Genomic DNA, 24,168 nt, shown 5'->3' with positions numbered 1-24,168 from the left:
GACATCAGCAGACAAAGCAACCCGCTATATAACGGAATGCCCAAAAGCAAAAACCCGCCTCAAGGGCGGGTTTTCTGAATAGTGGTGCCCGGACTCGGAATCGAACCAAGGACACGGGGATTTTCAATCCCCTGCTCTACCGACTGAGCTATCCGGGCAACGGGGCGCATTAAACCCGATCTGCCCGTTGCCGTCAACGAAAAATGTTGTTTTCGTTACAGACTGCGCAATCTCTCGCCATTTCGCCGCAATCTTAAGCGAAAAAGTGCGTCCAGAGCGCAGAGAGCGGCATGGCGAGCAGTAATGCGGGCAGCATATTCACCACGGCAAACATTTTGATCCCGCAAATACGTAGGCCCGTCGCCAGCAGCAGCAGGCCGCCGACGGCGGTGAAGTCCGCCATCATCGCTGGCGTGGTCAGCGGGAGAATCAAGGTGGCGCAGGTGGCAAGCGCGAGTTGAATCAGCAGCATCGGCACGCAAATCGCCGCAACGGCAACGCCGAGCGTGGTGGCGAAAATGGTGGCGGTGAAGAAATCGAGAAACGCTTTTGCAATCAATATGCTTGGGTCGCCCGTCATTCCTTCCTGCATCGAGCCGAAAATCCCGGTGCCGCTTGCGCAAAACAGAATAATGATGGCGACGTAGTTCTGAATAAACGACTCGTGCGTGCCGTGTTTCGCCTTGCCCGGTCGGGCAATCAGGTTTTTGGCTTTGCCCACCGCGCTATTGATGCCTTTTTCCAGATAGCAAAATTCGCCAATCAGTGCGCCGAGCAGTGTAGCCAGCACCATGACGGGCAGGTTGGCGCATTTGATCACTAAAAGGATGCCGATGCCTAAGGATGCCAGGCCGAATATAGAGGGCATGGATGAACGGATACGCTCCGGCAGCCGCTGACTCAACACTGCGCCCAGTACGCCGCCCAGCAATACGGCTCCGGCGTTAATAAATGGCCCGATAACCACGGTTAACTCCTGTTATTTACTCATTGATATTGCATTATTATGGCACGTCAGGGCTGCGCGAGCCTTAGCTTTGGGTGGTTTCGTGCATACTGATTCCTTCTTGCGCGTGAAAATAAAAGGTGACATGATTGCGCGAATTTTCTCCTCCCTGTCTCACCGCTCGGTGAGGGTATTTGCGCTTATGAAAACCATGAAAATTGCCGTCAGCCATGAGCTGGTATCCAAAGTTTCTACGCACCGTGAAAAGGTGACGCTGGATAACACCGATTTCACCGATGTGGCGGCAGTCGTCATTACCGTTGTTGAAAGCTACAGCGGCATTCTCGCGTTGCTGAAGCGTACGGGCTTTCAGCTACCGGTGTTTATGTTCTCGCAAGAGCCTGGAGAGGTGCCTGATGGCGTCACGGCGATTATCTCGGGTAAAGCTCAGGAGTTTCTGGAACTGGAGAGCGCCGCCTGCCGTTACGAAGAGGAATTGCTGCCGCCTTTTTTCGATACCCTGAGCCAGTATGTAGAGATGGGCAACAGCACCTTCGCCTGTCCGGGCCACCAGCACGGGGCTTTTTTCAAAAAACACCCGGCAGGGCGACAGTTCTATGATTTCTTCGGTGAGAACGTGTTTCGCGCCGACATGTGCAACGCCGACGTTAAGCTGGGCGATCTGCTGATCCACGAAGGCTCCGCCAAGCACGCGCAAAAGTTCGCGGCGAAAGTATTCAACGCGGACAAAACCTACTTTGTGCTGAACGGCACGTCGGCGGCCAACAAGGTGGTGACCAACGCGCTGCTGACCCGCGGCGACCTGGTGCTGTTCGACCGCAACAACCATAAATCTAATCACCACGGCGCACTGATCCAGGCGGGCGCCACGCCGGTGTATCTTGAGGCGGCGCGCAATCCGTTTGGCTTTATCGGCGGGATCGACGAGCACTGCTTTGATGACGCGTATCTGCGGGATCTGATCCGCGAAGCGGCGCCGGAAAAGGCCGACGAGGCTCGCCCGTTCCGCCTGGCGATCATTCAGCTTGGCACCTACGACGGGACGATCTACAACGCCCGCCAGGTGATCGACAAGATCGGCCATCTGTGTGACTACATCCTTTTTGACTCCGCGTGGGTGGGCTACGAGCAGTTTATCCCGATGATGGCGGAAACGTCTCCGCTCTTGCTGGAGCTTAACGAGAACGATCCGGGTATTTTCGTGACCCAGTCGGTGCACAAGCAGCAGGCCGGGTTCTCGCAAACGTCGCAGATCCATAAAAAGGATAACCACATCCGCGGTCAGGCGCGCTTCTGTCCGCACAAGCGGCTGAACAACGCGTTTATGCTGCACGCCTCCACCAGCCCGTTTTATCCGCTGTTTGCGGCGCTGGACGTGAACGCCAAAATTCACGAGGGCGAGAGCGGGCGCAGGCTGTGGGCGGAGTGCGTTGAGCTGGGTATTGAGGCGCGCAAGGCCATCATCGCCAACTGCCATATGATTAAACCGTTTATCCCGCCGGTGGTGGCCGGGCGGCCATGGCAGGATCACCCCACTCAGGTCATTGCGAGCGAGCGTCGCTTCTTCAGCTTCGAGCCGGGGGCCAAATGGCACGGGTTTGAGGGTTATGCGAGCGAGCAGTATTTCGTCGACCCGTGCAAGCTGCTGCTGACCACGCCGGGCATTGATGCAGAAACAGGTCACTATACCGATTTCGGCATTCCGGCGACCATTCTCGCCCACTACCTGCGCGAAAACGGCATCGTGCCGGAGAAGTGCGACCTCAACTCGATCCTGTTCCTGCTGACGCCTGCCGAAAGCAGCGAGAAGCTGGCGCAGCTGGTGGCGATGCTGGGGCAGTTTGAGCAGCATATTGAAGACGACACGCCGCTCGCCGACGTGCTGCCGACCATCTACCAAAAATACCCGGTGCGTTACCGCGACTACACGATCCGTCAACTGTGCCAGGAGATGCACGATCTCTACGTCAGCTTTAACGTGAAGGATCTACAGAAGGCGATGTTCCGCCGGGAGAGCCTGCCCGCCGTAGTGATGAACCCGCAGGATGCCAACCAGGAGTACATTCGCGGGAACGTGGAGCTGGTGCGTATTCGTGACGCTGAAGGGCGCATTGCCGCCGAAGGTGCGCTGCCGTACCCACCAGGCGTGCTGTGTGTGGTGCCGGGAGAAGTCTGGGGCGGGGCGGTACAGCGTTATTTCCTGGCGCTGGAAGAGGGCATTAATATGCTGCCGGGCTTCTCGCCGGAGTTGCAGGGTGTTTACAGCGAGAAGGATGCGGACGGGATTAAGCGGCTGTATGGGTACGTATTGAATGTCTGAACGTAGGCCCGGTGGCGCAAGCTTACCGGGCCTATAATACTTCCTCAGGCTTCTGCGCGGCGGTACATCCTTCTCGGATGCCCAATCTTCCCGTACAGCATCTCCACCGTCAGAAAACCCACCTCCACGCAGTGTTCCAGATAGCGTCGGGTGGTGGTTTTACTCAGTCCCGTCTCGCTCACCACCTCATCCACCGTAAAGCAGTGCGCCGCCTTGCTGTTAAACAGCGTTTGCACCCGCGCCAGCGTGTTCTCCTCTATTCCCTTACTGCCGTTGTCCAGACGATAGTTTTTCGCCTGTAACTGATAGAGTGAATCCACGTTCTGCTGGTCGACAATCTTCCAGACCCGCTGCTGCTCGGCAAACTGCACAAAACGCTCCAGCGACTGGCTGAGCCGCTTCCAGGAGACCGGCTTAAGGATATAGTCAAACGCGCCGTTTCGAATGGCCTGGCTACAGGTGTCCATATCGCTGGCGGCGGTGATGAAAATCACCGAGCAGTTGGCGCGGGCCAGCATCGGGTTGCTGATAAGGGTGATGCCTTTGCCGTCCGGCAGGTAGTTATCCAGCAGCATCAGCTTCGGCTGTTTACTCTCCAGCTGTCGCTGCGCGTCGGCCAACGACGCGGCAATCCCCACCAGCCTCAGGCGCGGATGTTTACCGATAAGCTCCGCGTGCAGCTGTGCCAGTTCGTTCTCGTCTTCAACAATCAGTACGTCGATAAGTTCATGTTGCATAGTCGGTATCTTCCAGTTGCCGGACGGTTCCCGAGGCCGGGATAAACAGTGAGAAAATGGTCCCGTGCGGCATGTTATCGGCAACTTCTATTGTGCCGCCAGCCTGCGTGACGTAGCTTTCAATCAGATACAGGCCAATCCCGTGATCGCCCCGCGTTTTGGTGGTGATGCCGCGTTCAAATATCCGGTCACGGATCGCGGGGGTAATGCCAACGCCCTGGTCGGCCACTTCAATAATCAGCTCCTGCTCGCTGAGTTTTATCAGCACTTCCACCGGCGCATGCGGGAGCGGCGATCGCTGCGTCGCTTCGATGGCGTTATCCAGCAGGTTGCCAATAATCGAAATCAGCTCTTGCTCTCCCAGCGGCAGGAACGGTTTGTCCAGCCGACAGGCCGGGTCGAAACTCAGCTCGACGCCTTTCTCACGCGCGCGGGCGGCTTTTCCCAGCAGCAGCCCGCAAAGTGTCGGGGAACTAAAGCGGGAGGAGATAAAGTCCAGCAGCTCCTGAGCATGCTCCGACTGCGCCTGAATGTAGCGAATGGCCTCTTCATAGCGGCCCATATGCAGCAGGCCGGAGAGGGTGGTCATCCGGTTCAGCTGCTCATGACGCATAATGCGCAGGTTATCGACGTAGCGTTTTACCTGGCTGAGCTGGCTGCTGAGAGAGTCGATCTCGTTGCGATCGCGGAAGGTGATCACCCAGCCCTGCAGCGACCCCTCAAGCATGATGTGCACCCGGCTGGCAATCACCGTGAGATCGTTAAAGCGGCAAATCTCGTCATGGGTATCTTTCGCCAGCATCGTCTGCGTGTCGAAGAACGGGACCGGATCGATCACCTGGCTTATCAGTTGCCCGCGCAGTTCCCGGGCCGGCTGGCTCAGGCCCAGCAGCTTGCGCGCCGCCTGGTTGATCACCTCTATGCGCCGTTCGTTATCAATGGCGATCACGCCTTCGTAGATGGACTCCATCATAGCCTTTTGCTGGCGCACCAGCAGGCCGATCTCTCGTGGCTCCAGGGAGAAGATCTGCTTCTTAATACTACGGGTAAAGAACCAGGAGAAGACAAAGAGGGCGATCAGCAGCAGCACGGCGGCAATCAGGATATTGACCACTTTACTGACGGTAATGGTGTCCAGGTAGCTGGTGAGATAGCCAACTGAAACAATGCCGACCACCTGCCCGGCGTCGTTGAAAATGGGCGCTTTACTGCGCAGTGAAATGCCCAACCCGCCTTTACGTATGGTTGTCGTGCTTTTCCCCTGCAATACGGCTTCATTGTCGCCGCCGACCAACGTCGTGCCCACCCTGTCGGCAAAGACGGAGTGAAAAAGATGCCGTCCCGTATTATCGCCAATGACAATAAAGCTGGCGTCGCTGTGCGCGGCCATTTTCTGCATGAAATCATGAATGGCGTTGATATCTTTTTGTTCAACTTCAGTACGCAATGACGGAATAAGCGCAATCTCTTCCGCCTGTATTTTAGCGCGCGCACTCATTTCCTGATAAAGCTGTTTTCCGACATCGGCATAATAATATCCGCCCAGCAGCACAAAAAGCACTGAGAAAAAGGCAACGAGCGAAATAAACAGCTTAATCTGGAAAGACACTTTCATAACTATCACGCAAAGTAGCGGCAAAGATCGTCAATATATCATCTTTTTTCATGCGGATGTCCGCTTTGCGGGAAACTTGTGATCCCTTGCACAGCAAGGGCTGTAAATGATTTATCCAGAAGGCTTAAGATCTTCATGCTGCTAAGTTAAATGTTATTTGGTCGTTCAATTCAGAAAAGAAACCATAAAAACCACGATAATAAATAAGGCATAAATCACATTAAATAAAAGAAACCATAAAAACCATAGCTGCCATTAAAACTTCGCTTTTAATATGCCATTCCTCACATAAAGTAGGCCTTTGTGACTCTAAGCTGAACGCACAAAATAACTAAGGGGCTTATTATGAGCACAACTGACGATTCTTTCTCTGTTACCCACGACCCGATTGAAATTCAGCGGCCATCCCTCAAGGAGCGGTGGTGGCATATTATGGATACCTGGAAAATCGGGATTATTCCTCTGCCGCTGTTCGTTCTGGCGGGTGCGCTGATCGCGATTGATTGCCTGGGCGGAAAACTGCCGAGCGATATCGTGGTGATGGTGGCGACGCTGGCCTTCTTCGGCTTTGCCTGCGGTGAGTTCGGCAAACGCCTGCCGATTGTCGGCAAGCTTGGCGCGGCGGCGATTTGCGCCACCTTTATCCCTTCCGCGCTGGTCTACTACGGTTTGCTGCCGGACGTGGTGGTGGAATCCACGACCAAATTCTACAAATCCACCAACATTCTCTACCTCTATATCTGCTGCATTATCGTCGGCAGCATCATGAGCATGAACCGCACGGTGCTGATTCAGGGCTTCCTGCGCATCTTCTTCCCGATGCTGTGCGGTGAAATCGTCGGCATGATTGTTGGCATGGGCGTGGGGCTGGCGCTGGGCCTGGAGCCGTTCCAGATCTTCTTCTTTATCATTCTGCCGATCATGGCGGGCGGCGTCGGGGAAGGGGCGATTCCGCTTTCCATCGGCTATGCCACCCTGCTGCATATGGACCAGGGCGTAGCGCTCGGCCGCGTGCTGCCGATGGTTATGCTCGGCGGCCTGACGGCAATCATCATCTCCGGCTGCCTGAACCAGCTCGGTAAACGCTACCCGCACCTGACCGGTGAAGGCCAGCTGATGCCTAACCGCGCGAATGCCGATGCCACCGTCTCTCAGCCTGCGTTCTCCGGCAAGGCGGACGTGACGACTATCGCCTCCGGCGCGCTGCTGGCGGTGCTGCTGTACATGCTGGGCATGCTCGGCCACAAGCTGATTGGCCTGCCTGCGCCCGTTGGCATGCTGTTTATGGCGGTGCTGGTGAAGCTCTGCAACGGCGCTTCTCCGCGCCTGCTGGAGGGCTCGCAGGTGGTGTACAAATTCTTCCAGACCTCCGTGACCTACCCAATCCTGTTCGCCGTTGGCGTGGCCATTACCCCGTGGCACGAGCTGGTCGCGGCGTTCACCGTCAGCAACCTGCTGGTGATTATCAGCACCGTCTCCGCGCTGGTGGCGACCGGGTTCTTCGTCGGTAAAAAGATCGGTATGCACCCGATTGATGTCGCCATCGTCTCCTGCTGTCAGAGCGGACAGGGCGGTACCGGCGACGTGGCGATACTGACCGCAGGCAACCGCATGAGCCTGATGCCGTTCGCCCAGATTGCTACCCGTATCGGCGGGGCGATTAACGTCTCTGTCTCACTGCTGATTCTGGGCAACTTCCTCGTCTAAGTATTCAGGAAAAAACAATGAAACTCGCAAGCTTTTTATACCAGGGAAAACGCAGCTACGGCATCGTTCAGGCCGAGGGCGTGATTGATTTAGGCCGCCGTCTCGGCGACCGCTACGGCGACCTTAAAGCGCTGCTGCAGGGCAACGGGCTGGCGTTGGCCACCCGTTACCTGAACGACGCGGTGGATGTACCGCTGAGCGCCATCACCTTCTTACCTGTGATCGTGCAGCCGGAAAAAATCCTCTGCGTGGGCATGAACTACGCCGACAAGCGCAAGGAGTTTGACCAGCACAACCCGGCCCCGACGCTGTTTGTTCGCTTCCCGGACTCACAGACCGGCCACAACGAGCCGGTACTGAAGCCGCGCCACTCCAGCGAATTCGACTACGAAGGCGAGCTGGCGGTGATCATCGGTAAGGGTGGGGAGAACATCAGCCGCGATGACGCCCTGCGCCACGTGGCCGGCTACAGCTGCTACATGGACGGCTCCGCCCGCGACTGGCAGCACACCTGGTTCACCGCCGGTAAAAACTGGCGTCAGACCGGGGCGTTTGGCCCCTGGATGGCGACGGCGGATGAGATCCCGGACCCGCACAGCCTGGCGATCCGCACCTGGCTTAACGGCCGCATGGTGCAGGAGGACAACACCAGCAGCATGATCCACAAGGTCGCGGAGCTCATCGAGTACATCAGCACCTTTACCCGCTTAAGCCCGGGCGACGTGATCATCACCGGCTCCCCGGGCGGCGTGGGTAAAAAGCGTAACCCGCCGCTGTTTATGAAAGAGGGGGATCGCATTGAAGTGGAGATCGAGCATATCGGTCATCTGAGCAACGTGATTGTTGAAGCGCCAGCCGTCGGGCTTGCGGCGGCACACTGAGAAAGGCGGCATGAACAGTCAACCCATCGATTTTCGCCAGACGCTGGTGGCGAAACACCCGGAACGCTTAAGCCAGATCCGCTACCTGCTGGCAGACAGCGGCCTTGGCCTGGACAACGACATCACGCTGTTTGTCGAAGCCTGGTCCGGCGCGCAGCTGGTGGGTTGCGCAGGACTTGCAGGCAACGTCATCAAATGCGTGGCGGTCAACGAGCAGCTTCGTGGGGAAAACCTCAGCGCGCGGCTGCTGGCAGAGGTGGAAAATGCGGCGCTGGAGCGCGGCCATTTTCACCTCTTCCTCTGCACCCGTCCGTGCAACCGGGAGCGCTTTGCCCGCAGCGGCTTCTGGCCAATTGCCCAGAGCGGGAACAACGCGGTGCTGATGGAGAACACCCCGCAGGGGATCGCGCGCTACTGCCGTACCTTAAGCCGGATGCGAAAGGGCGGGGAGAAAACTGGCGCGATAGTGATGAACGCCAATCCGTTCACCCTCGGCCACCGCCATCTGGTGGAGCAGGCGGCAGGGCAGTGTGACGCCCTGCATCTGTTCGTGGTGCGTGAAGACGCGTCGTTCTTCCCGTTCAGCGCGCGTCTCGAGATGGTGCGCGCGGGCGTAGCCCATCTGCCAAACGTGGTGGTGCATGAAGGCTCGCAGTACATCATCTCCCGCGCCACCTTCCCGGCCTACTTCCTGAAGGAGACCGGCAAAGTGCAGCAGGCGTGGAGCGAGATCGACGTGCTGATCTTCCGGGACTTCATCGCCCCGGCGCTCGGCATCACGCACCGCTTCATCGGCTCGGAGCCGTTTTGCGACATCACCCGCCAGTACAACCAGACGCTGCATGGCCTGCTGGCCTCGCATATCGAGGTGGTGGAAATGCCGCGCATCAAGGCCACCGGCAACGCTATTTCGGCGTCCGAAGTGCGCCGTTTACTCAAGACACAGCAGTTTTCCCGGATCCGGGAGATCGTCCCGGACTCCACCTTCGCGCATCTCGAAACACACTATCGTGCGAGTGCGGAAGTCGCATAACTATCAGGAATTTATCATGAATATTGTAAGGGAGGCGCTGGCCGGAACGCAGGAGTCCAGCGACCTGATGGTGAAAATCGCCCCCGCTCACGGCGAGCTGGAGATTGTCATCCACAGTGAAGTGATTAAGCAGTTTGGCGAGCAAATTCGCCAGGTGGTCAACGACACGCTGCGCGCCATGAACGTGCGCCAGGGGCTCATCATTATTGAAGACAAAGGGGCGCTGGACTGTGTTATTCGCGCCCGCCTGCAAAGCGCGCTGATGCGTGCCGCCGATGAACGGGCCATCAACTGGGAGGCGCTGAAATGAGCAAACTCCGCCGCAGTATGCTGTTCCTGCCGGGCGCCAACGCCGCCATGCTTTCCACCGCGTTTATCTACCGCCCCGACTCCATCATGTTTGACCTTGAGGACGCCGTCGCCCTGCGTGAGAAGGACACCGCGCGCATGCTGGTTTTCCACGCGCTACAGCACCCTATGTATCAGGATATCGAAACCGTGGTGCGCATTAACCCGCTCAGCACGCCGTTTGGCCTGCTGGATCTGGAAGCCGCCGTGCGCGCGGGTGTGGACGTGATCCGCCTGCCAAAAACCGACACCCCGGACGACGTCTACGAGCTGGAGGGCCACCTTGAGCGCATTGAACGCGAGTGCGGCCGCGAGGTCGGCTCCACCCGCGTGATGGCGGCGATTGAGTCGGCCATTGGCGTCATCAATGCCGTGGCGATTGCCCGCAGCTCCCCGCGCCTCATCGGCATCGCGCTGGCCGCCTTTGACTACGTGATGGACATGCAGACCGAGCGCGGCGACGGCACCGAGCTGTTCTACGCCCGCTGCGCCGTGCTGCACGCCGCCCGCGCGGCGGGTATCGACGCCTTCGACGTGGTGTGGTCAGACGTTAACGACGAGGCCGGGTTCCTCCGCGAGGTCGATCTGATCCGCAAGATGGGCTTTAACGGCAAATCGCTGATTAACCCGCGCCAGATTGACCTGCTGCACAACGCTTATGCACCGACGCAGGAAGAGGTGGATCACGCCAAAAGGGTGATTGAAGCGGCAGAAGAGGGCGAGCGTAACGGCCTGGGCGTGGTGTCGCTCAACGGCAAAATGGTGGATGCACCAATTATTAACCACGCGCAGGTGGTGCTGGAGCGCGCGGCGGCTTCCGGCGTGCGTCGGTAAGGATAAGACAATGAATCAGACTGAACTTCTCCACGTAAACTTCCCCCATCTGCGGGACCTGAAACCCTTTGATACCGCCCACAGCGCCACGCCGTGGCTGGCGGACAGTGACGCGAAGCACAACCGCAAGCTCTGTGCCTCCCTTGAAGAAGCCGTAGCGCGCAGCGGCCTGCAGGACGGGATGACCATCTCCTTCCACCATGCCTTTCGCGAAGGCGACCGGGTGATCAACACCGTTGTGGCGCTGCTGGCGCAGATGGGATTTAAAAATTTGACTCTGGCCTCAAGCTCGCTGATGACCTGCAACGACGCTCTGATCGAGCATATTGAAAGCGGCGTCATCACCCGGATTTACACCTCGGGCATGCGCGGCAGGCTGGCGGACGCCATCTCCCACGGGCTGATGGACGAGCCGGTACAGATTCACTCTCACGGCGGGCGCGTGAAGCTGCTCCAGGACGGCGAGCTGAATATCGACGTGGCGTTTCTCGGCGTGCCGTGCAGCGATGCGTTTGGCAACGCTAACGGCACGCACGGTAAATCGTGCTGCGGCTCGCTCGGCTACGCGATGGTGGACGCGCATTTTGCTCGCAAGGTGGTGCTGCTGACCGAAGAGCTGGTGCCGTTCCCGAATATGCCCGCCAGCCTGGTACAGGACCAGGTGGACTACATCGTACAGGTCGAGAGCGTGGGCGACCCGGCGAAAATCAGCGTCGGCGCGGCGCGAGTCACCAGCAACCCGCGCGAGCTGATGATCGCCCGCTATGCGGCGGACGTGATCGAGCATTCCGGCTATTTCAAACCGGGCTTCTCGATGCAGACCGGCTCCGGCGCGGCGGCCACCGCCTGCACCCGCTTTATGGAAGAGAAGATGGAGCGCAGCGGCGTGAAGGCGCGCTTTGCGCTCGGCGGCATCACCGGCAGCCTGGTGGATCTGCACGAGAAGGGGCTTATCGAAAAGCTGCTCGACACCCAGTGCTTTGACGGCCAGGCGGCGGCTTCGCTGGCGCGCAACCCGAACCACGTAGAGATCTCCACCAACGTCTACGCCAACCCCGGCAGCAAGGCGGCAAGCTGCGATCAGCTCGACGTGGTGATCCTCAGCGCCCTGGAAATTGACGTTGATTTCAACGTCAACGTCATCACCGGCTCCGACGGCGTGATGCGCGGCGCGTCCGGCGGGCACTGCGACGTGGCGGCGGCAGCCAACCTGACCATCGTCGTCGCGCCGCTGCTGCGCAGCCGCATTCCGACGGTGGTCAAGCGCGTCACCACGCGCCTCACGCCGGGGGAGAGCATCGACGTGCTGGTCACCGACCACGGCATCGCAGTCAACCCGGCGCGCCCGGAGATCCGCGAGCGGCTGCTGGAGGCCGGGCTGAAGGTAGTGGACATTAGCGCGCTCTATGAGCGGGCGATTTCCCTGACCGGCGTACCGAAACCGATTGAATTTACAGACAAAATCGTCGGTGTGATCCGCTACCGCGACGGCAGCGTGATCGACACCGTACGACAGGTGAAGGAGTCAGTATGATTTTAGCGACACCCGTGCGGGCGGGTGTCAGCCTGGAGGAACTGCTGGCGGCGAAAGAGCGTCGCGCAGCCCGTCAGGCTGACATGCTTGAGCACTATAAACAGCCGGTGATCTCCCTCACGCTGGTCACGCCAGGGGAAATCAAGGACAGCCTGCGCTATCGCAACACCATGGGCGTGGCGCTCCAGATGTGCGACCAGCTGCTGTGGGAGAACCGCTGGCAGGTGCTGGACCGCCAGGTGCTGTGGCTGCCCACCGGACCGGAAGCCTTGTGGTGCGTCGCCCATGCGGCGGCTGAAATCAAAGCGCACTGCGCGGAACTGGAGCAGACGCACCCGCTCGGCAGGCTGTGGGATCTGGACGTGATCTGCCCTCAGCACGGCCACGTCGGGCGCCAGTCGCTGGGGGCAAACCTCAGGCGCTGCCTGATCTGCGACGAGCCCGCGCATGCCTGCTCCCGTTCGCGGCGCCATCCCGTTGAGCAGGTAGTTTCCCGCGTGGAGAAGACGATCGATGACTGGTTTGCTCGCGACTAAACCGCGCTCGGTTGACGTGCCCGCGCTTGCCGAAGCGGCGCTGTGGCAGGAGCTGGAGCTGACGCCCAAGCCGGGGCTGGTGGACAAGCTCAACAACGGTTCCCATCGCGATATGGACCACGCGCTGTTTGTCCGTAGCATCGCGGCAATTACGCCGTGGTTTTCGCGCTTTGCCGAGCTGGGCAGCGCGCATGCGGATAAACCCGCTGACGCACAGCTGCGGATTATCCGCCCGATGGGGATGGCCTGCGAGCAGGCGATGTATGCCGCGACGAACGGCGTGAACACGCATAAGGGCGGGATTTTTGCTCTCGGCCTGCTGTGCTTCGCTGCCGGGCGTGTGAAAAATATCTCTGCGGACAGCCTCTGTTGTGAGGTGAGTAACATCTGCAGCGGGCTGGTGTCGCGGGAGCTGGCAGCGCGCAGCGGGCAGGCGACGGCGGGCGAGCGGCAGTTTCAGCAGTACGGCTTAACCGGGGCGCGAGGCGAGGCGGAGAGCGGCTTTGCGACGGTGCGTAAGGCGCTGGGGCAGTGGAACGGACAGTCGCTTCACGGCCTGCTGTTGCGCCTGATGGCGGTCAATCAGGACAGTAATCTCGTGTCGCGCGGCGGCATTCAGGGGCTGCGCTACGTTCAGGGCTATGCGCGGAAACTGCTGGCTAACGGCTGGGATCGCGAGGCGTTGCTTAAGATGGATAAGGCACTGATTGAACGAAACCTGAGTCCGGGCGGCAGCGCGGATTTGCTGTCGGTGGGGTGGGTGCTCTCTGCAATAAAATAGCCGGGTGGCGGCTACGCCTTACCCGGCCTACGGTCTGGTTTTGTAGGCCCGGTAAGCGAAGCGCCACCGGGCACAACAATTAATGCGCAATCGGCTGTGTACCGTGCGCTGTGCGAACGTGCTTGTACTTGAACAGCGCGAGGAACGCGAAGAACAGCACCAGCGAATACGCCGCGAAGATCAGCCACACGGGCTGCCAGTCGGTGATACCGTTGGTGGTGTACATCTCAACCACTTTACCGCTCACCACGCCGCCCAGAATACAGCCGAAGCCGTTAGTCATCATCAGGAACATGCCCTGCGCGCTGGCGCGGATTTCAGGCTTCACCTCTTTTTCCACAAACACCGAACCGGAAATGTTGAAGAAGTCGAAGGCGCAGCCGTAAACAATCATCGACAGCACCAGCAGCACGGTGCCGAACGCGCTCGGGTCGCCGTAGGCGAACAGGCCGAAGCGCAGCATCCACGCGGCGATACTGATCAGCATGACGTTTTTGATGCCGTAGCGGCTCAGGAAGAACGGGATGGTCAGGATGAACAGCGTCTCGGAGATCTGCGAGATGGACATCATCACCGACGCGTGCTCAACGATAAAGCTCCCGGCAAACAGCGGATCGTTATCGAAGCTGTGCAGGAAGGTGTTGCCGAACATGTTGGTGATTTGCAGCTCCGCGCCCAGCAGCATGGAGAAGATAAAGAAGATCGCCATGCGCTTGTTTTTGAACAGCGCGAAGGCATCCAGGCCAAGCATGGTGCTCCAGCTCTGGTTTTTCTGCTGGTTAGATACCGGAATGGTTGGCAGCGTCAGGGTGAACAGCGCCAGCAGTACGGAGAGCGCAGCGCCAATATACAGCTGCATGTGGCTCAGCTCGAAGCCCGCGAAGCTCACGCCCCACATCGCCATGATAAAGCCGATGGTGCCCCAGATACGGATTGGCGGGAAGTCAGTGACGATATCCAGGCCGGCAGATTTCAGGCGGTAGTAGGAGATGGAGTTGATCAGCCCAAGCGTTGGCATATACGCCAGCGAGTTAAGCAGGATCACCATAAACATCGCCCCCGGCGTGGTCACTTCGGCCGCCATAAACAGCGTCCCCGCACCCACCAGATGGCAAAGCATATACAGCCATTTCGCACTTAACCATTTATCCGCCACGATACCGAGCAGCGTTGGCATGAAAACAGCCGCAATACCCAGCGAGCTGTAGACGGCACCGATTGACGCACCATCAAACTTGAGCGTCACAAACATATAGGAGCCGAGTGTAGTCAGCCAGCTACCCCACAGGCAGAACTGCAGAAACGACAAGATTTTAAGCTGCAGCTTAAGGTTCATGTTACTTTCCTCACAAGTGAGCGGGAGATATGTTGTTATAGGAACATTCAGGGTTGTTATTTGATGCAATTCTATCAGTTGGCAACGATATGTTTTGTTACCTCCCGCAAAAAAATGCAATCCACATTAATTTGCAGTTTGGATTGTGATGCAAATAACATTTTCGTATGGGTGGAGGATAGGTGCGGCCTGATGCCCTCACCCTGACCCTCTCCCACAGGGCTGAGGGATCCCCAGTAATATGGTCATGCCTCCATGACCATATTACTGTACTCTTTTCCCAGCTTTTTCATCTCGTTACCTATATTCAGCCGCCTCACTTTTCCAGGTTCATGCCGGAGCACTTCTTCTGCCAGACTCAGGTAAGACAGCACCCGCCTGTGCCTGATACTGCTTGCCTGATAATGCCAGTGTAAACACTGCCTTTCTGCCCTGTAACCTGCCAGCCACATCACCAGACTTGCCATCGCCGCGACCATATTCAGCACTTCCAGTCGCCCTTTTCCCTGGCTCCGGCTCAGCCTCAGACCGAACCCGAAGCGTGGGCTTTTGTCGTCCCGGAAGTTTTGTTCTATCTGCATTCGTCGGCTGTACAGGGCCATTATCTGGTGCGGTTCCAGCCCTTCTGCATTACTGAACAGCAGCCAGGGCTCCCGCGCACTGCTGCGGTGTTCCCGCTGTGTTTTTGGCATGCCTCCCTTTCCGCGACGCCCTGCCTCCGGGCGTTTGTGCAGATAAAACCGGCCGTAACAGGGGATACGGTGTTTACGGGACAGGACACCGTAACCCACGCAGACCGGTTGCCCGGTAGCCTCAAGCTCGCTGATTTTCATCCACTTTTTATCTCCGTCCAGCCGGAAGCTGATACAGCCCCTGACTCTGCCAGTGAAGCTCCAGCCCAGCTGACTTACATGCCGGAACCAGTCTGTCCGAAAGCCGGCATCCGTAAGGATGGTAATGGCTTTATCTTTCGGGATGGCAGCATGCAGGCGGTCAAGGAAGCGGCACTGGACATCACTGTTCTGCGCCAGCTCTGCGGGGACAACCTCACTCATAAGCGGAAGTGAACGACCATTACAGACCAGGCTTGCCCGCAGAAGATGCCAGTTCCTGTCATGCCAGCCGGTCCAGTCGACAGCGATAACGCAGAAGGGCATCAGGGAGGTGATGGTATGTGTGAGCAGGTGCTGAATGCGGGGAATATCACGGTGAAGGGCGGCATTACCCAGGGCACGGTCAACACGTTTAATTTTATTTTTGACGTGCGCCCTGCCGGGAAGGGTTCGCCCCAGGCTGGTCAGGGTCAGGGATGCGCCGTGGGTGAGCGCGACGGCCATGGAAACAAGGACATTAACCCGGAAGCTGTGAATGTCAGATAAAGACGCGGAGAAAAATTTCTGGCAGACTGTCTGTAAAGGCACGATGAGGTCTCTTCTGATTTGTTAGCGCAACCAGTAGATCACACTTCATCGTGCTTTTCATTTTTCTGGGGAACCCTCAGCCCACAGGGAGAGGGGAAGCAGAACACCTTCTCCTTGCTGGAGAAGGTGTGTTGATTATCGACGACGATAATTTTTCTGCGCCGTATTCACCTTATACAGGTACCGGCGGGATTCCGCAGACGGGTGGCGGGTGGTGAGGGTGGAGTAAACATCCCCCGGCGCCATGCTGTTGATGATGTTCGCAGCCTGCACTTTGTCATTCGAGAAGACGCGCAGCACGCTGCCCGCACCGCCGTTATAGGCGGTGATCACCGCATAGCGACGCGACGTCGGGTTATCAATTCCGCCGAGATAGACATTGTTCAGCATTGCCAGATAGGCCGTGCCGGTATCAATGTTGCTTTGCGGATCGAACAGGTAGCTGCGGCTCGGCGTGCCGGATTTCCCCTGCGAGCGGAAGACGTCTTTACCGGCGCTGTGCTGGACAACCTGCATCAGCCCCAGCGCGTCGGAACGGCTGACCGCGTACGGGTTGAACGAGGATTCGGTCTGCATAATCGCCAGGATCAGCGACTCGTCCACGCCATACTTACGCGACGCCTGACGCACCATGCCCAGATACTTATGCGCACGCTTGTCGAGGTGGTTCGGGACAAGGTTAATGGTAACGCTGTAGATAATCTTCAGGCCGTTAGAGCGGCTCTTCAGGCGCGTCTGCAGCAGGTAGTCGGCAAATTTCGTGGCGCGACCTTCCCAGCGGATCGGCTGTCCGGTCTGGTCGACAACCTGACCGTACAGGAACGGCTCTTTCGAAATGGTGATGTCGTCCGCATCGGAGTAAAGATCGATAGATCCCGGATCGTCACCCATCAGCAGGGTTTTGACGATCGCCTGACGCAGCCGTGCCGCAGGGTCGGTGCCTGCGATGGTCTCAATGGTGATCGTACCCTCATCAAAGTTGATGTGGCTACGGGTCAGATAGGCGTCGGTGTACTTAACGTAGTCCTTCGGTCCGGCAATAAGAACTTCGTTAAATCCCCATATGTTCTCGATGTTATGGGCAAACTGCCCCATCAAAATGTCAAAACCGTTGGTGTCCTTGACCCAGGCTTCATTGTAATCATCGCCTTTTTTGGACGAGCACGAGACCAGCAACGGCGCAACAAGGGCTAGCGCTAAAAGTTTTTTCATCATTCCGGGAGTGCGTGTTGTGTTTGCTTTAACGGCGGGGTTTCACCCGCACGCTGTTATTTTTCCGGCGGCGTATAGCCTTCGATGTGGACGTCTTTGCCCTCGAACAGGAAGTTCACCATCTCCTGCTCCAGCAGCTTGCGGTGCTCCGGGTTCATCATGCTGAGCTTTTTCTCGTTGATCAGCATGGTCTGTTTTTTCTGCCACTGTCCCCAGGCTTCTTTGGAGATCTCGTTATAGATGCGCTTGCCCAGGTCGCCCGGGTAGAGCTGGAAATCCTGGCCTTCAGCGTCGCGCTGCAGGAAAGTACAAAAAATGGTTCTGGCCATACGTATTCCTCTTTGTGTTGCCGATGCTAAACCATTGCACCGGCACGTAATTGCTGTAACAGGCGCTCCACGGGAGCCGCCAGCCCGACTGATGGCGGTTGCGCTAAGTTATACCAGAGAGCGGTGCCTTCATCCATGCAGGAGGTGAATGAGGACACGGGAAGCCACATCGGTACTATATCCAGATGGAAATGGCTGAAGGTGTGGCGAAACGCGGTCAGCTGCGTCAGGGTATCTGCCGCAATGCCGCGCTGTTTAAGCCATTCACGCAGCAAGTCTTCATCTTCAAACTGTGGGAAGCAGTATAGACCACCCCACAGACCGCTCGGCGGACGCTGGGCGAGGAAGACCTCGTCACCGTGCTGCATCAGCAGCATATAGCCGGTGCGCTCCGGCAGCGTCTGTTTAGGTTTCTTACCCGGATACTGCGCCCATGACTGGTTGGCATACGCCACGCAGAGGTTGTTCACCGGGCAGAGTTCGCACTTTGGTTTTGAGCGCGTGCAGACCATCGCGCCAAGATCCATCATCGCCTGGTTAAAACGCTCTACGCCCTTCGCCGGGGTGACCGCTTCAGCGATCTCCCACAGGCGTTTTTCAACGTCTTTCTTACCCGGCCAGCCGTCAACGGCGTAGCAGCGTGCGAGCACGCGCTTCACGTTGCCGTCGAGGATCGGGAAATGCTTGCCTAATGAAAGGGAGAGGATCGCGCCTGCGGTTGAACGTCCGACGCCGGGTAAATCGGCCACCTCGTCGAAGGTTTCCGGGAATTTACCGTTATGGCGGGTGGCGACCTGCTGCGCGGCCTTGTGCAGGTTGCGCGCGCGGGCGTAATAGCCCAGCCCGGTCCACAGGTGCAGCACTTCGTCCAACGGCGCGTTTGCCAGGTCGGTGACCGTCGGGAAGCGTGCCATAAAACGCTCGAAGTAAGGGATCACGGTGGCGACCTGCGTTTGTTGCAACATCACCTCGGAGAGCCATACTTTGTAGGGCGTTTTTTCAATTTGCCAGGGCAGGGTTTTACGCCCGTATTTGTCGTACCAGTCCAGCACCTGGGCTGAAAATTGAGAGGCTTGCATGGTCATCGATTCGCATAATCAGGGACGCAGATTGCAGCACAGCGTCCATCTGCTGTAAACCGGATCTTTCCCATGCTTGCATAGAAGCCTTAACTTTGGATAATGCCCGTTTCCCGAACATTCTCACAAGCAGACAACTCTTTTATGAAAAACGACGTCATTTCACCGGAATTTGATGAAAACGGTCGCCCGCTGCGCCGTATTCGCAGCTTTGTCCGCCGTCAGGGCCGCCTGACAAAAGGGCAGCAACACGCGCTGGACAACTACTGGCCGGTGATGGGCGTTGAGTTCAGCGAGCAGCCGCTCGACTTTACCGAGCTGTTTGGCCGCGACGCGCCCGTCACGCTGGAGATCGGGTTTGGTATGGGCACCTCGCTGGTCACTATGGCGAAAGCGCGCCCGGAGCAGAACTTCCTCGGCATTGAAGTACACTCGCCGGGCGTCGGCGCGTGCCTGGCAACGGCCCACGAAGAGGGCGTTGAGAACCTGCGCGTGATGTGTCACGACGCGGTGGAAGTGCTGCACAAAATGATTCCTGACAATTCTTTGAACATGGTTCAGCTCTTTTTCCCTGACCCATGGCACAAAGCGCGTCATAATAAACGCCGTATCGTTCAGGCACCGTTTGCCGAGCTGGTGAAAAGCAAGCTCAAGCTGGGCGGCGTTTTCCACATGGCGACCGACTGGGAACCTTATGCGGAACACATGCTGGAAGTGATGTCGTCGCTGGACGGGTACAAAAATCAGTCCGAGAGCAACGACTACGTACCGCGTCCGGAATCGCGTCCGGTGACAAAATTTGAACAGCGTGGCCATCGTCTTGGTCACGGCGTATGGGACTTAATGTTCGAGAGGGTGAAATAATGGCAAAGAATCGTAGCCGTCGTCTGCGTAAAAAGATGCACATCGAAGAATTCCAGGAAGTGGGCTTCTCCGTTGCCTGGCGTTTCCCGGAAGGCACCAGCGTTGAGCAGATCGACCAGGACGTTGATGCGTTCATCAACGAGGTAATCGAGCCAAACAAGCTGGCCTTCGACGGTAGCGGCTACCTGGCATGGGAAGGTCTGATCTGCACCCAGGAAGTTGGCAAATGCACCGAAGAACATCAGGCCCTGGTTCGCAAATGGCTTGAAGAGCACAAGCTGGAAGATGTCCGCGTGAGCGAACTTTTCGACGTTTGGTGGGACTAATAAAGCAGTAAGCGGGCCAGCATTAGCTGGCCCATTTTGTCTGAGGGAGTGTTTAAGATGCGCAAAACGTTGCTGGCTGTTGCTTTGATGGCAACCGGATTCACCGCCCATGCGGATTATCAATGTAGCGTCACCCCGCGTGATGACGTGGTGTTAAGCCCGCAAACCGTGCAGGTCAAAGGCGAGAACGGCAATCTGGTGATTACGCCGGAAGGAAACGTCACCTTTAACGGCAAACAGTACAACCTGACTGCCGCACAGCGTGAGCAGGCGAAAGATTATCAGGCCGATTTGCGTACCGCGCTGCCATGGATTAATGAAGGCGCCCTGACGCGCGTCGAAAAGAGCCGCGTCGCGCTGGACAAAATCATCACTAAAGAGGTGGGGGAGAGCAGTAATATGCGCTCCCGCCTTACGAAGCTCGACAAGCAGCTCAAAGAGCAGATGAACCGCATTATCGAGACGCGCTCTGATGGCCTGACGTTCCACTATAAGGCGATCGATCAGGTCCGTGCTGACGGCCAGCAGCTGGTGAACCAGGCGATGGGCGGCATCCTGCAGGACAGCATCAACGAGATGGGCGCCAAAGCCGTGCTGAAAGGCGGCGGTAACCCGCTGCAGGGTGTGCTGGGCAGCCTTGGCGGCTTGCAGACTTCCATTCAGAACGAGTGGAAGAACCAGGAAGATGATTTCCAGCAGTTCGGCAAAGACGTGTGTAAACGCGTGGTGTCGCTGGAAGATAGCCGGAAGGCGCTGGTGGGGACGCTGAAGTAAGTTCCCCTCACCCTAGCCCTCTCCCTTTCAGGGAGAGGGCAGGAGTGAGAGTTGCAGCATTTGCAGCGTCTCAAAGATCCTCTCTTACACCACCTCTTCGTATCCCAGAGTTCGTTGTTCCAGAAAACGAATAATTTCCATCCCCATACTCTGCCAGCCTTTCCCTTAGCCGGCAGAACGGGATGCGAAATCCTGAATCAGCCTTCAGGAATCTTCAGCGAGGAACAGCTCAAGAAGGGAGTTTAAGAACAGCTTGCCGTGCTCGGTGATCTGCCAGCATTCCTCACTCTCGGTGAGATACCCCTTTGCCAGCGCTTCGTCAATCTGCGGACGAATCACCGATTCCGCCAGGCCAGTGTACAGCGAAAACTCCGCGCGCGGCGCGGCTTCCAGCAGGCGGAAACGGTTCATAAAGAACTCAAACGGCTTATCCGCCGCCTCAACGTCGTGCTGACGCTCCAGGTAGCGGCCTTCCATATACCCGCGCGGGTGGCGGGTTTTGGCGGTACGCAGAATGCGACCATCCGGGAAGGTCACCTTGCCGTGGGCGCCGCAGCCAATCCCCAGATAATCACCAAAACGCCAGTAGTTCAGGTTGTGCTGACACTGGAAGCCCGGCTTCGCGTAGGCGGACGTTTCATACTGCTGATACCCGGCAGCGGTCAAAAGCTTGTGGCCCTGCTCGAAGATATCCCACAGCGCGTCGTCATCCGGCAGCACCGGCGGGCGGGAGCCGAACAGCGTGTTTGGCTCGATGGTGAGCTGATACCACGACAAATGCGGCGGGTTCAGTTCAATTGCCTGGCGCAGATCGTCCAGCGCCTCCTCCAGCGACTGATCCGGCAGGCCATGCATCAAATCGAGGTTAAAGCTGCGCAGCCCAAGCCCCGTTGCCAGGTTCGCCGCGCGCTTCGCCTCTTCCGGGCCGTGAATGCGCCCCAGACGCTTCAGCTTCGGCTCGCTAAAGCTCTGCACGCCGATGGAGATGCGGTTCACGCCCGCGCGCTGATACTCGACAAAACGGTCGGCCTCAACGGTGCCGGGGTTGGCTTCCATCGTAATTTCCGCATCCGCCGCCAGGCTCAGGCGCGTACGCACGCCGTCCAGCAGCGTCTGCATGGCCGGGCCTGACAGCAGGCTCGGCGTACCGCCACCAATGAAAATGGTCTTAACTTCACGTCCCTGTGCGTACGGCACATCGGCGTCCAGGTCGGACAGCAGATGCGCGACGTAGTCATCGTGCGGCACTTCGCCCTTCAGCGCGTGCGAATTGAAATCGCAGTACGGGCATTTCTGCACGCACCACGGGATATGAATATAAAGACTCAGAGGCGGCAAATTAGCCATTACGCAGTGCTTCCAGTAACAGTTTCAGCGCGCGTCCACGGTGGGAAATCGCACTTTTCTCTTCCCGGGTCAGTTCCGCAGCGGTTTTGCCCTCGGTCGGGACAAAGAAAATCGGGTCGTAGCCAAAGCCGCCGTTGCCCGCCGCTTCACGGGTAATCACGCCCGGCCAGCTGCCGTGACAGACAATCGGCGTCGGGTCTTCCGCATGACGCATGTAGACCAGCACGCAGTGGAACTGCGCGGTACGCTGTTCGTCGGGAACGTCCTTCAGGGCCACGAGCAGCTTTTCCAGATTCTGCTGGTCGGTGGCGTCCACCCCGGAATAGCGCGCGGAGTAAATTCCCGGCGCGCCGCCGAGAAAATCCACGGCCAGACCGGAGTCGTCGGCAATCGCGGGCAGGCCGGTTACCTGCGCCGCATGGCGTGCTTTCAGAATGGCGTTTTCGATAAACGTCAGGCCCGTCTCTTCGGCGGACTCCACGCCCAGCTCGGTCTGAGCCACCACGTCCAACCCAAAATCATTTAATAGCGAGGCCAGCTCGCGCACTTTACCGGCGTTACCGGTCGCGAGAACAACTTTCTGCATGGTTTAGTCCTGTTCTGTCAGAGCCGCGACTTCCTTCGGGATAGATTGCGGATTAAGGATTTTTACCTGTTTATGCCGCCCAAGTTCACCTTTTTCAATGATGACCTGGCTTTTGGCGACGCGAAACTGTTTTGCCAGATATTTGGTCAGATGCGCGTTCGCCTGGCCATCAACCGGTGGGGCGGTGATGGCGACCTTTAGCTCGTCGCCATGCAGCCCAACAATACTGTCACGGCTGGCTTTCGGCTGAATATACAGCCGTAAAACCAGCCCGTCGGTGCAGGTGCTTACTGCACTCATAGCGCCATCCACAGCCCCGGCAGCAGCATATCGCCCGTAGACTGGAGCAGTTCGGCGATCCCCATGTTGATCACATAGAGCAGCAGCACCAGGATCATCGGGGAGAAGTCGATGCCGCCCATGGAAGGAAGCAGGTTACGGATCGGACGCAGCAGCGGCTCGGCCAGCTGAATCAAGGCATACTCTACCGGGCTACGCCCCTGGCTTACCCAGCTCATGATCGCCATCACCAGCAGTACCCAGAAGATCAGCAAACCGACGGTTTTGATCAGAATCAGGACGGCGGCAATCCAGATAATCGGCTGGAAGGTGATGACCATAAACAGCACGATGGCTTTGAGCACGCTCAGAATAAACGCCACCAGCAGCGAAGCGCTGTCGATGGGGCCCATGGCCGGGATAATACGGCGCAGCGGTCCGACAACAGGTTGCGTGATTTTCACGACAAACTGGGAGAACGGATTGTAAAAGTCACAGCGGGCCCACTGCATCCAGACGCGCAGCAAAAGCGCCATCGTGTACAGCTCAATGACCGTTGAGAGCAGGAAAGTCAACGTCTTCATGGCGTTCCTCAGGTTTCCTTATTATTTGGTGTAGTCGCGCGCACCGAAAATGGCTGTGCCGATGCGCACCATAGTGCTGCCTGCCGCGATGGCGGCTTCCATATCATCCGACATGCCCAGTGAAAGCGTGTCTACCGTTTCATAGCGCGCTTTAAGCGCCTCAAATGCTACAGCCATTTGCTGTGCCACGGCAAACTGCCTTTCATAACTTGACTCAGGTGCCGGAATGGCCATCAGCCCGCGCAGGGTTAAGCGCGGCAGGGCGGCCACCTCTGCGGCCAGCGCATCCAGCTCGCTCAGCGCAATGCCGGACTTGCTGTTTTCATCACTGATGTTGATTTGAATCAGCACGTTAAGCGCAGTCATCTCCGCCGGGCGCTGGTCGTTCAGACGGGAAGCAATACGCAGACGGTCGATGGTATGGCACCAGTCAAAGTGCTCTGCCACCAGACGGCTTTTGTTCGACTGCAGGGGACCAATAAAGTGCCATTGCAGATCGGACGTCTCCTGCTCCTGGAAGTAGCGAATTTTATCCACACCTTCCTGCACGTAGTTTTCGCCAAACGCCCGGTGACCTGCAGCAATCGCTTCTGCGATAGCGCTCGCAGGCTTGGTTTTGCTGACTGCAAGCAACGTAATTTCTTCTGAAGCACGGCCGCAACGCGTTGCAGCGGCTGAGATTTTGTCCCGGACCTGTGCCAGGTTATGCGCAATGTCGTTCATTTTCCGAGGAGTAGT

General features: G+C 57.8%; 25 protein-coding genes and 1 tRNA gene. 12 read left to right on the top strand and 14 right to left on the bottom strand.

What is annotated here, in order from left to right:
- Window positions 1–82: 82 nt before the first annotated feature.
- Both OKF39_RS19810 and OKF39_RS19805 read right to left on the bottom strand, forming a co-directional pair.
- Window positions 83–158 (bottom strand) — tRNA-Phe (locus OKF39_RS19810).
- Window positions 159–253: 95 nt separating this feature from the next.
- Window positions 254–967 (bottom strand): DUF554 domain-containing protein, encoded by a 714-nt coding sequence (locus OKF39_RS19805; protein WP_028014391.1) that lies wholly within the window; start codon window positions 965–967, stop codon window positions 254–256.
- 181 nt (window positions 968–1,148) lie between these two features.
- Between OKF39_RS19805 and OKF39_RS19800 the strand changes: the two genes are divergently transcribed.
- Window positions 1,149–3,287, top strand: coding sequence for an ornithine decarboxylase (locus OKF39_RS19800; RefSeq protein ID WP_193031868.1), 2,139 nt, complete (start codon window positions 1,149–1,151; stop codon window positions 3,285–3,287).
- A 44-nt stretch (window positions 3,288–3,331) separates the two neighbouring features.
- Here OKF39_RS19800 and OKF39_RS19795 read toward each other — a convergent pair whose 3' ends face one another.
- Entirely contained in the window at window positions 3,332–4,024 is a 693-nt protein-coding gene (locus OKF39_RS19795) for a response regulator (RefSeq protein WP_047367414.1), read from the bottom strand.
- Window positions 4,014–5,639, bottom strand: a complete 1,626-nt coding sequence (locus tag OKF39_RS19790; RefSeq protein ID WP_041908310.1) for an ATP-binding protein — start codon at window positions 5,637–5,639, stop codon at window positions 4,014–4,016. The genes OKF39_RS19795 and OKF39_RS19790 overlap by 11 nt, the downstream gene beginning before the upstream one ends.
- A gap of 345 nt (window positions 5,640–5,984) precedes the next feature.
- Here OKF39_RS19790 and OKF39_RS19785 point away from each other — a divergent pair, with 345 nt between their 5' ends.
- From OKF39_RS19785 to citG, 8 genes are read left to right on the top strand one after another with little or no spacing between them, the layout of a single operon-like run.
- Window positions 5,985–7,346 (top strand): 2-hydroxycarboxylate transporter family protein, encoded by a 1,362-nt coding sequence (locus OKF39_RS19785; protein ID WP_038416715.1) that lies wholly within the window; start codon window positions 5,985–5,987, stop codon window positions 7,344–7,346.
- A gap of 17 nt (window positions 7,347–7,363) precedes the next feature.
- Window positions 7,364–8,227 carry a fumarylacetoacetate hydrolase family protein gene (locus tag OKF39_RS19780; RefSeq protein WP_045630636.1) on the top strand — a complete coding sequence of 288 codons (864 nt, stop codon included), beginning with the start codon at window positions 7,364–7,366 and terminating at the stop codon, window positions 8,225–8,227.
- Between the two features lie 10 nt (window positions 8,228–8,237).
- Window positions 8,238–9,260, top strand: a complete 1,023-nt coding sequence (gene citC / locus OKF39_RS19775) for a [citrate (pro-3S)-lyase] ligase (protein WP_479983279.1) — start codon at window positions 8,238–8,240, stop codon at window positions 9,258–9,260.
- 16 nt (window positions 9,261–9,276) lie between these two features.
- On the top strand, window positions 9,277–9,570 hold the full coding sequence (gene citD / locus OKF39_RS19770) for a citrate lyase acyl carrier protein (protein WP_063155149.1): 294 nt from the start codon (window positions 9,277–9,279) through the stop codon (window positions 9,568–9,570).
- Entirely contained in the window at window positions 9,567–10,442 is an 876-nt protein-coding gene (gene citE, locus OKF39_RS19765; protein ID WP_028014383.1) for a citrate (pro-3S)-lyase subunit beta, read from the top strand. Before citD ends, citE begins: the two co-directional genes overlap by 4 nt.
- A 10-nt stretch (window positions 10,443–10,452) precedes the next feature.
- On the top strand, window positions 10,453–11,976 hold the full coding sequence (citF, locus tag OKF39_RS19760; RefSeq protein ID WP_479983278.1) for a citrate lyase subunit alpha: 1,524 nt from the start codon (window positions 10,453–10,455) through the stop codon (window positions 11,974–11,976).
- Window positions 11,973–12,512, top strand: a complete 540-nt coding sequence (gene citX / locus OKF39_RS19755; RefSeq protein ID WP_041908315.1) for a citrate lyase holo-[acyl-carrier protein] synthase — start codon at window positions 11,973–11,975, stop codon at window positions 12,510–12,512. Before citF ends, citX begins: the two co-directional genes overlap by 4 nt.
- The gene (gene citG, locus OKF39_RS19750; RefSeq protein WP_047367418.1) at window positions 12,490–13,293 is read left to right on the top strand and encodes a triphosphoribosyl-dephospho-CoA synthase CitG; all 804 of its coding nucleotides are present in this window, start codon (window positions 12,490–12,492) and stop codon (window positions 13,291–13,293) included. The genes citX and citG overlap by 23 nt, the downstream gene beginning before the upstream one ends.
- Window positions 13,294–13,372: 79 nt before the next feature.
- Here citG and OKF39_RS19745 read toward each other — a convergent pair whose 3' ends face one another.
- The 5 genes from OKF39_RS19745 to mutY all read right to left on the bottom strand — a co-directional run bounded on the left by OKF39_RS19745 (window position 13,373) and on the right by mutY (window position 18,670).
- Window positions 13,373–14,629, bottom strand: a complete 1,257-nt coding sequence (locus OKF39_RS19745) for a nucleoside permease (RefSeq protein WP_041908317.1) — start codon at window positions 14,627–14,629, stop codon at window positions 13,373–13,375.
- Between the two features lie 245 nt (window positions 14,630–14,874).
- A complete protein-coding gene (locus OKF39_RS19740; protein WP_249426083.1) occupies window positions 14,875–15,966 on the bottom strand; it encodes an IS4 family transposase in 1,092 nt (363 codons plus the stop codon).
- 219 nt (window positions 15,967–16,185) lie between these two features.
- Window positions 16,186–17,262, bottom strand: coding sequence for a membrane-bound lytic murein transglycosylase MltC (mltC, locus tag OKF39_RS19735; RefSeq protein WP_045260773.1), 1,077 nt, complete (start codon window positions 17,260–17,262; stop codon window positions 16,186–16,188).
- Between the two features lie 56 nt (window positions 17,263–17,318).
- Window positions 17,319–17,591 carry an oxidative damage protection protein gene (locus OKF39_RS19730; protein WP_003862425.1) on the bottom strand — a complete coding sequence of 91 codons (273 nt, stop codon included), beginning with the start codon at window positions 17,589–17,591 and terminating at the stop codon, window positions 17,319–17,321.
- A gap of 26 nt (window positions 17,592–17,617) precedes the next feature.
- Window positions 17,618–18,670: an A/G-specific adenine glycosylase gene (mutY, locus tag OKF39_RS19725; RefSeq protein ID WP_169804859.1), complete on the bottom strand. Its 1,053-nt coding sequence runs from the start codon at window positions 18,668–18,670 to the stop codon at window positions 17,618–17,620.
- A 144-nt stretch (window positions 18,671–18,814) separates the two neighbouring features.
- Between mutY and trmB the strand changes: the two genes are divergently transcribed.
- The 3 genes from trmB to OKF39_RS19710 are packed head-to-tail and all read left to right on the top strand — an operon-like array spanning window position 18,815 to window position 20,634.
- Window positions 18,815–19,534, top strand: coding sequence for a tRNA (guanosine(46)-N7)-methyltransferase TrmB (trmB, locus tag OKF39_RS19720; protein WP_028014376.1), 720 nt, complete (start codon window positions 18,815–18,817; stop codon window positions 19,532–19,534).
- Complete coding sequence (locus OKF39_RS19715; RefSeq protein ID WP_028014375.1) at window positions 19,534–19,860, top strand: YggL family protein; 327 nt, start codon at window positions 19,534–19,536, stop codon at window positions 19,858–19,860. Before trmB ends, OKF39_RS19715 begins: the two co-directional genes overlap by 1 nt.
- A 57-nt stretch (window positions 19,861–19,917) precedes the next feature.
- Window positions 19,918–20,634, top strand: a complete 717-nt coding sequence (locus tag OKF39_RS19710; protein ID WP_041908321.1) for a YggN family protein — start codon at window positions 19,918–19,920, stop codon at window positions 20,632–20,634.
- Between the two features lie 204 nt (window positions 20,635–20,838).
- Here the strand turns inward: OKF39_RS19710 and hemW are convergent, their stop codons facing one another.
- From hemW to OKF39_RS19685, 5 genes are read right to left on the bottom strand one after another with little or no spacing between them, the layout of a single operon-like run.
- A complete protein-coding gene (gene hemW / locus OKF39_RS19705; protein WP_479983277.1) occupies window positions 20,839–21,981 on the bottom strand; it encodes a radical SAM family heme chaperone HemW in 1,143 nt (380 codons plus the stop codon).
- Window positions 21,974–22,567: an XTP/dITP diphosphatase gene (locus OKF39_RS19700; RefSeq protein WP_010435473.1), complete on the bottom strand. Its 594-nt coding sequence runs from the start codon at window positions 22,565–22,567 to the stop codon at window positions 21,974–21,976. The genes hemW and OKF39_RS19700 overlap by 8 nt, the downstream gene beginning before the upstream one ends.
- Window positions 22,568–22,570: 3 nt before the next feature.
- Entirely contained in the window at window positions 22,571–22,867 is a 297-nt protein-coding gene (yggU, locus tag OKF39_RS19695) for a DUF167 family protein YggU (protein WP_479983276.1), read from the bottom strand.
- On the bottom strand, window positions 22,864–23,430 hold the full coding sequence (locus OKF39_RS19690; protein ID WP_045260768.1) for a YggT family protein: 567 nt from the start codon (window positions 23,428–23,430) through the stop codon (window positions 22,864–22,866). The genes yggU and OKF39_RS19690 overlap by 4 nt, the downstream gene beginning before the upstream one ends.
- 21 nt (window positions 23,431–23,451) lie before the next feature.
- Window positions 23,452–24,153 carry a YggS family pyridoxal phosphate-dependent enzyme gene (locus tag OKF39_RS19685; protein WP_479983275.1) on the bottom strand — a complete coding sequence of 234 codons (702 nt, stop codon included), beginning with the start codon at window positions 24,151–24,153 and terminating at the stop codon, window positions 23,452–23,454.
- Window positions 24,154–24,168 lie beyond the last annotated feature (15 nt).

It is taken from the genome of Enterobacter cloacae complex sp. HYC042_NIDB (genome assembly GCF_056673315.1).
Note: the sequence above shows the minus strand (reverse complement) of the source record. Positions and strands in the feature narration are given on the sequence as shown.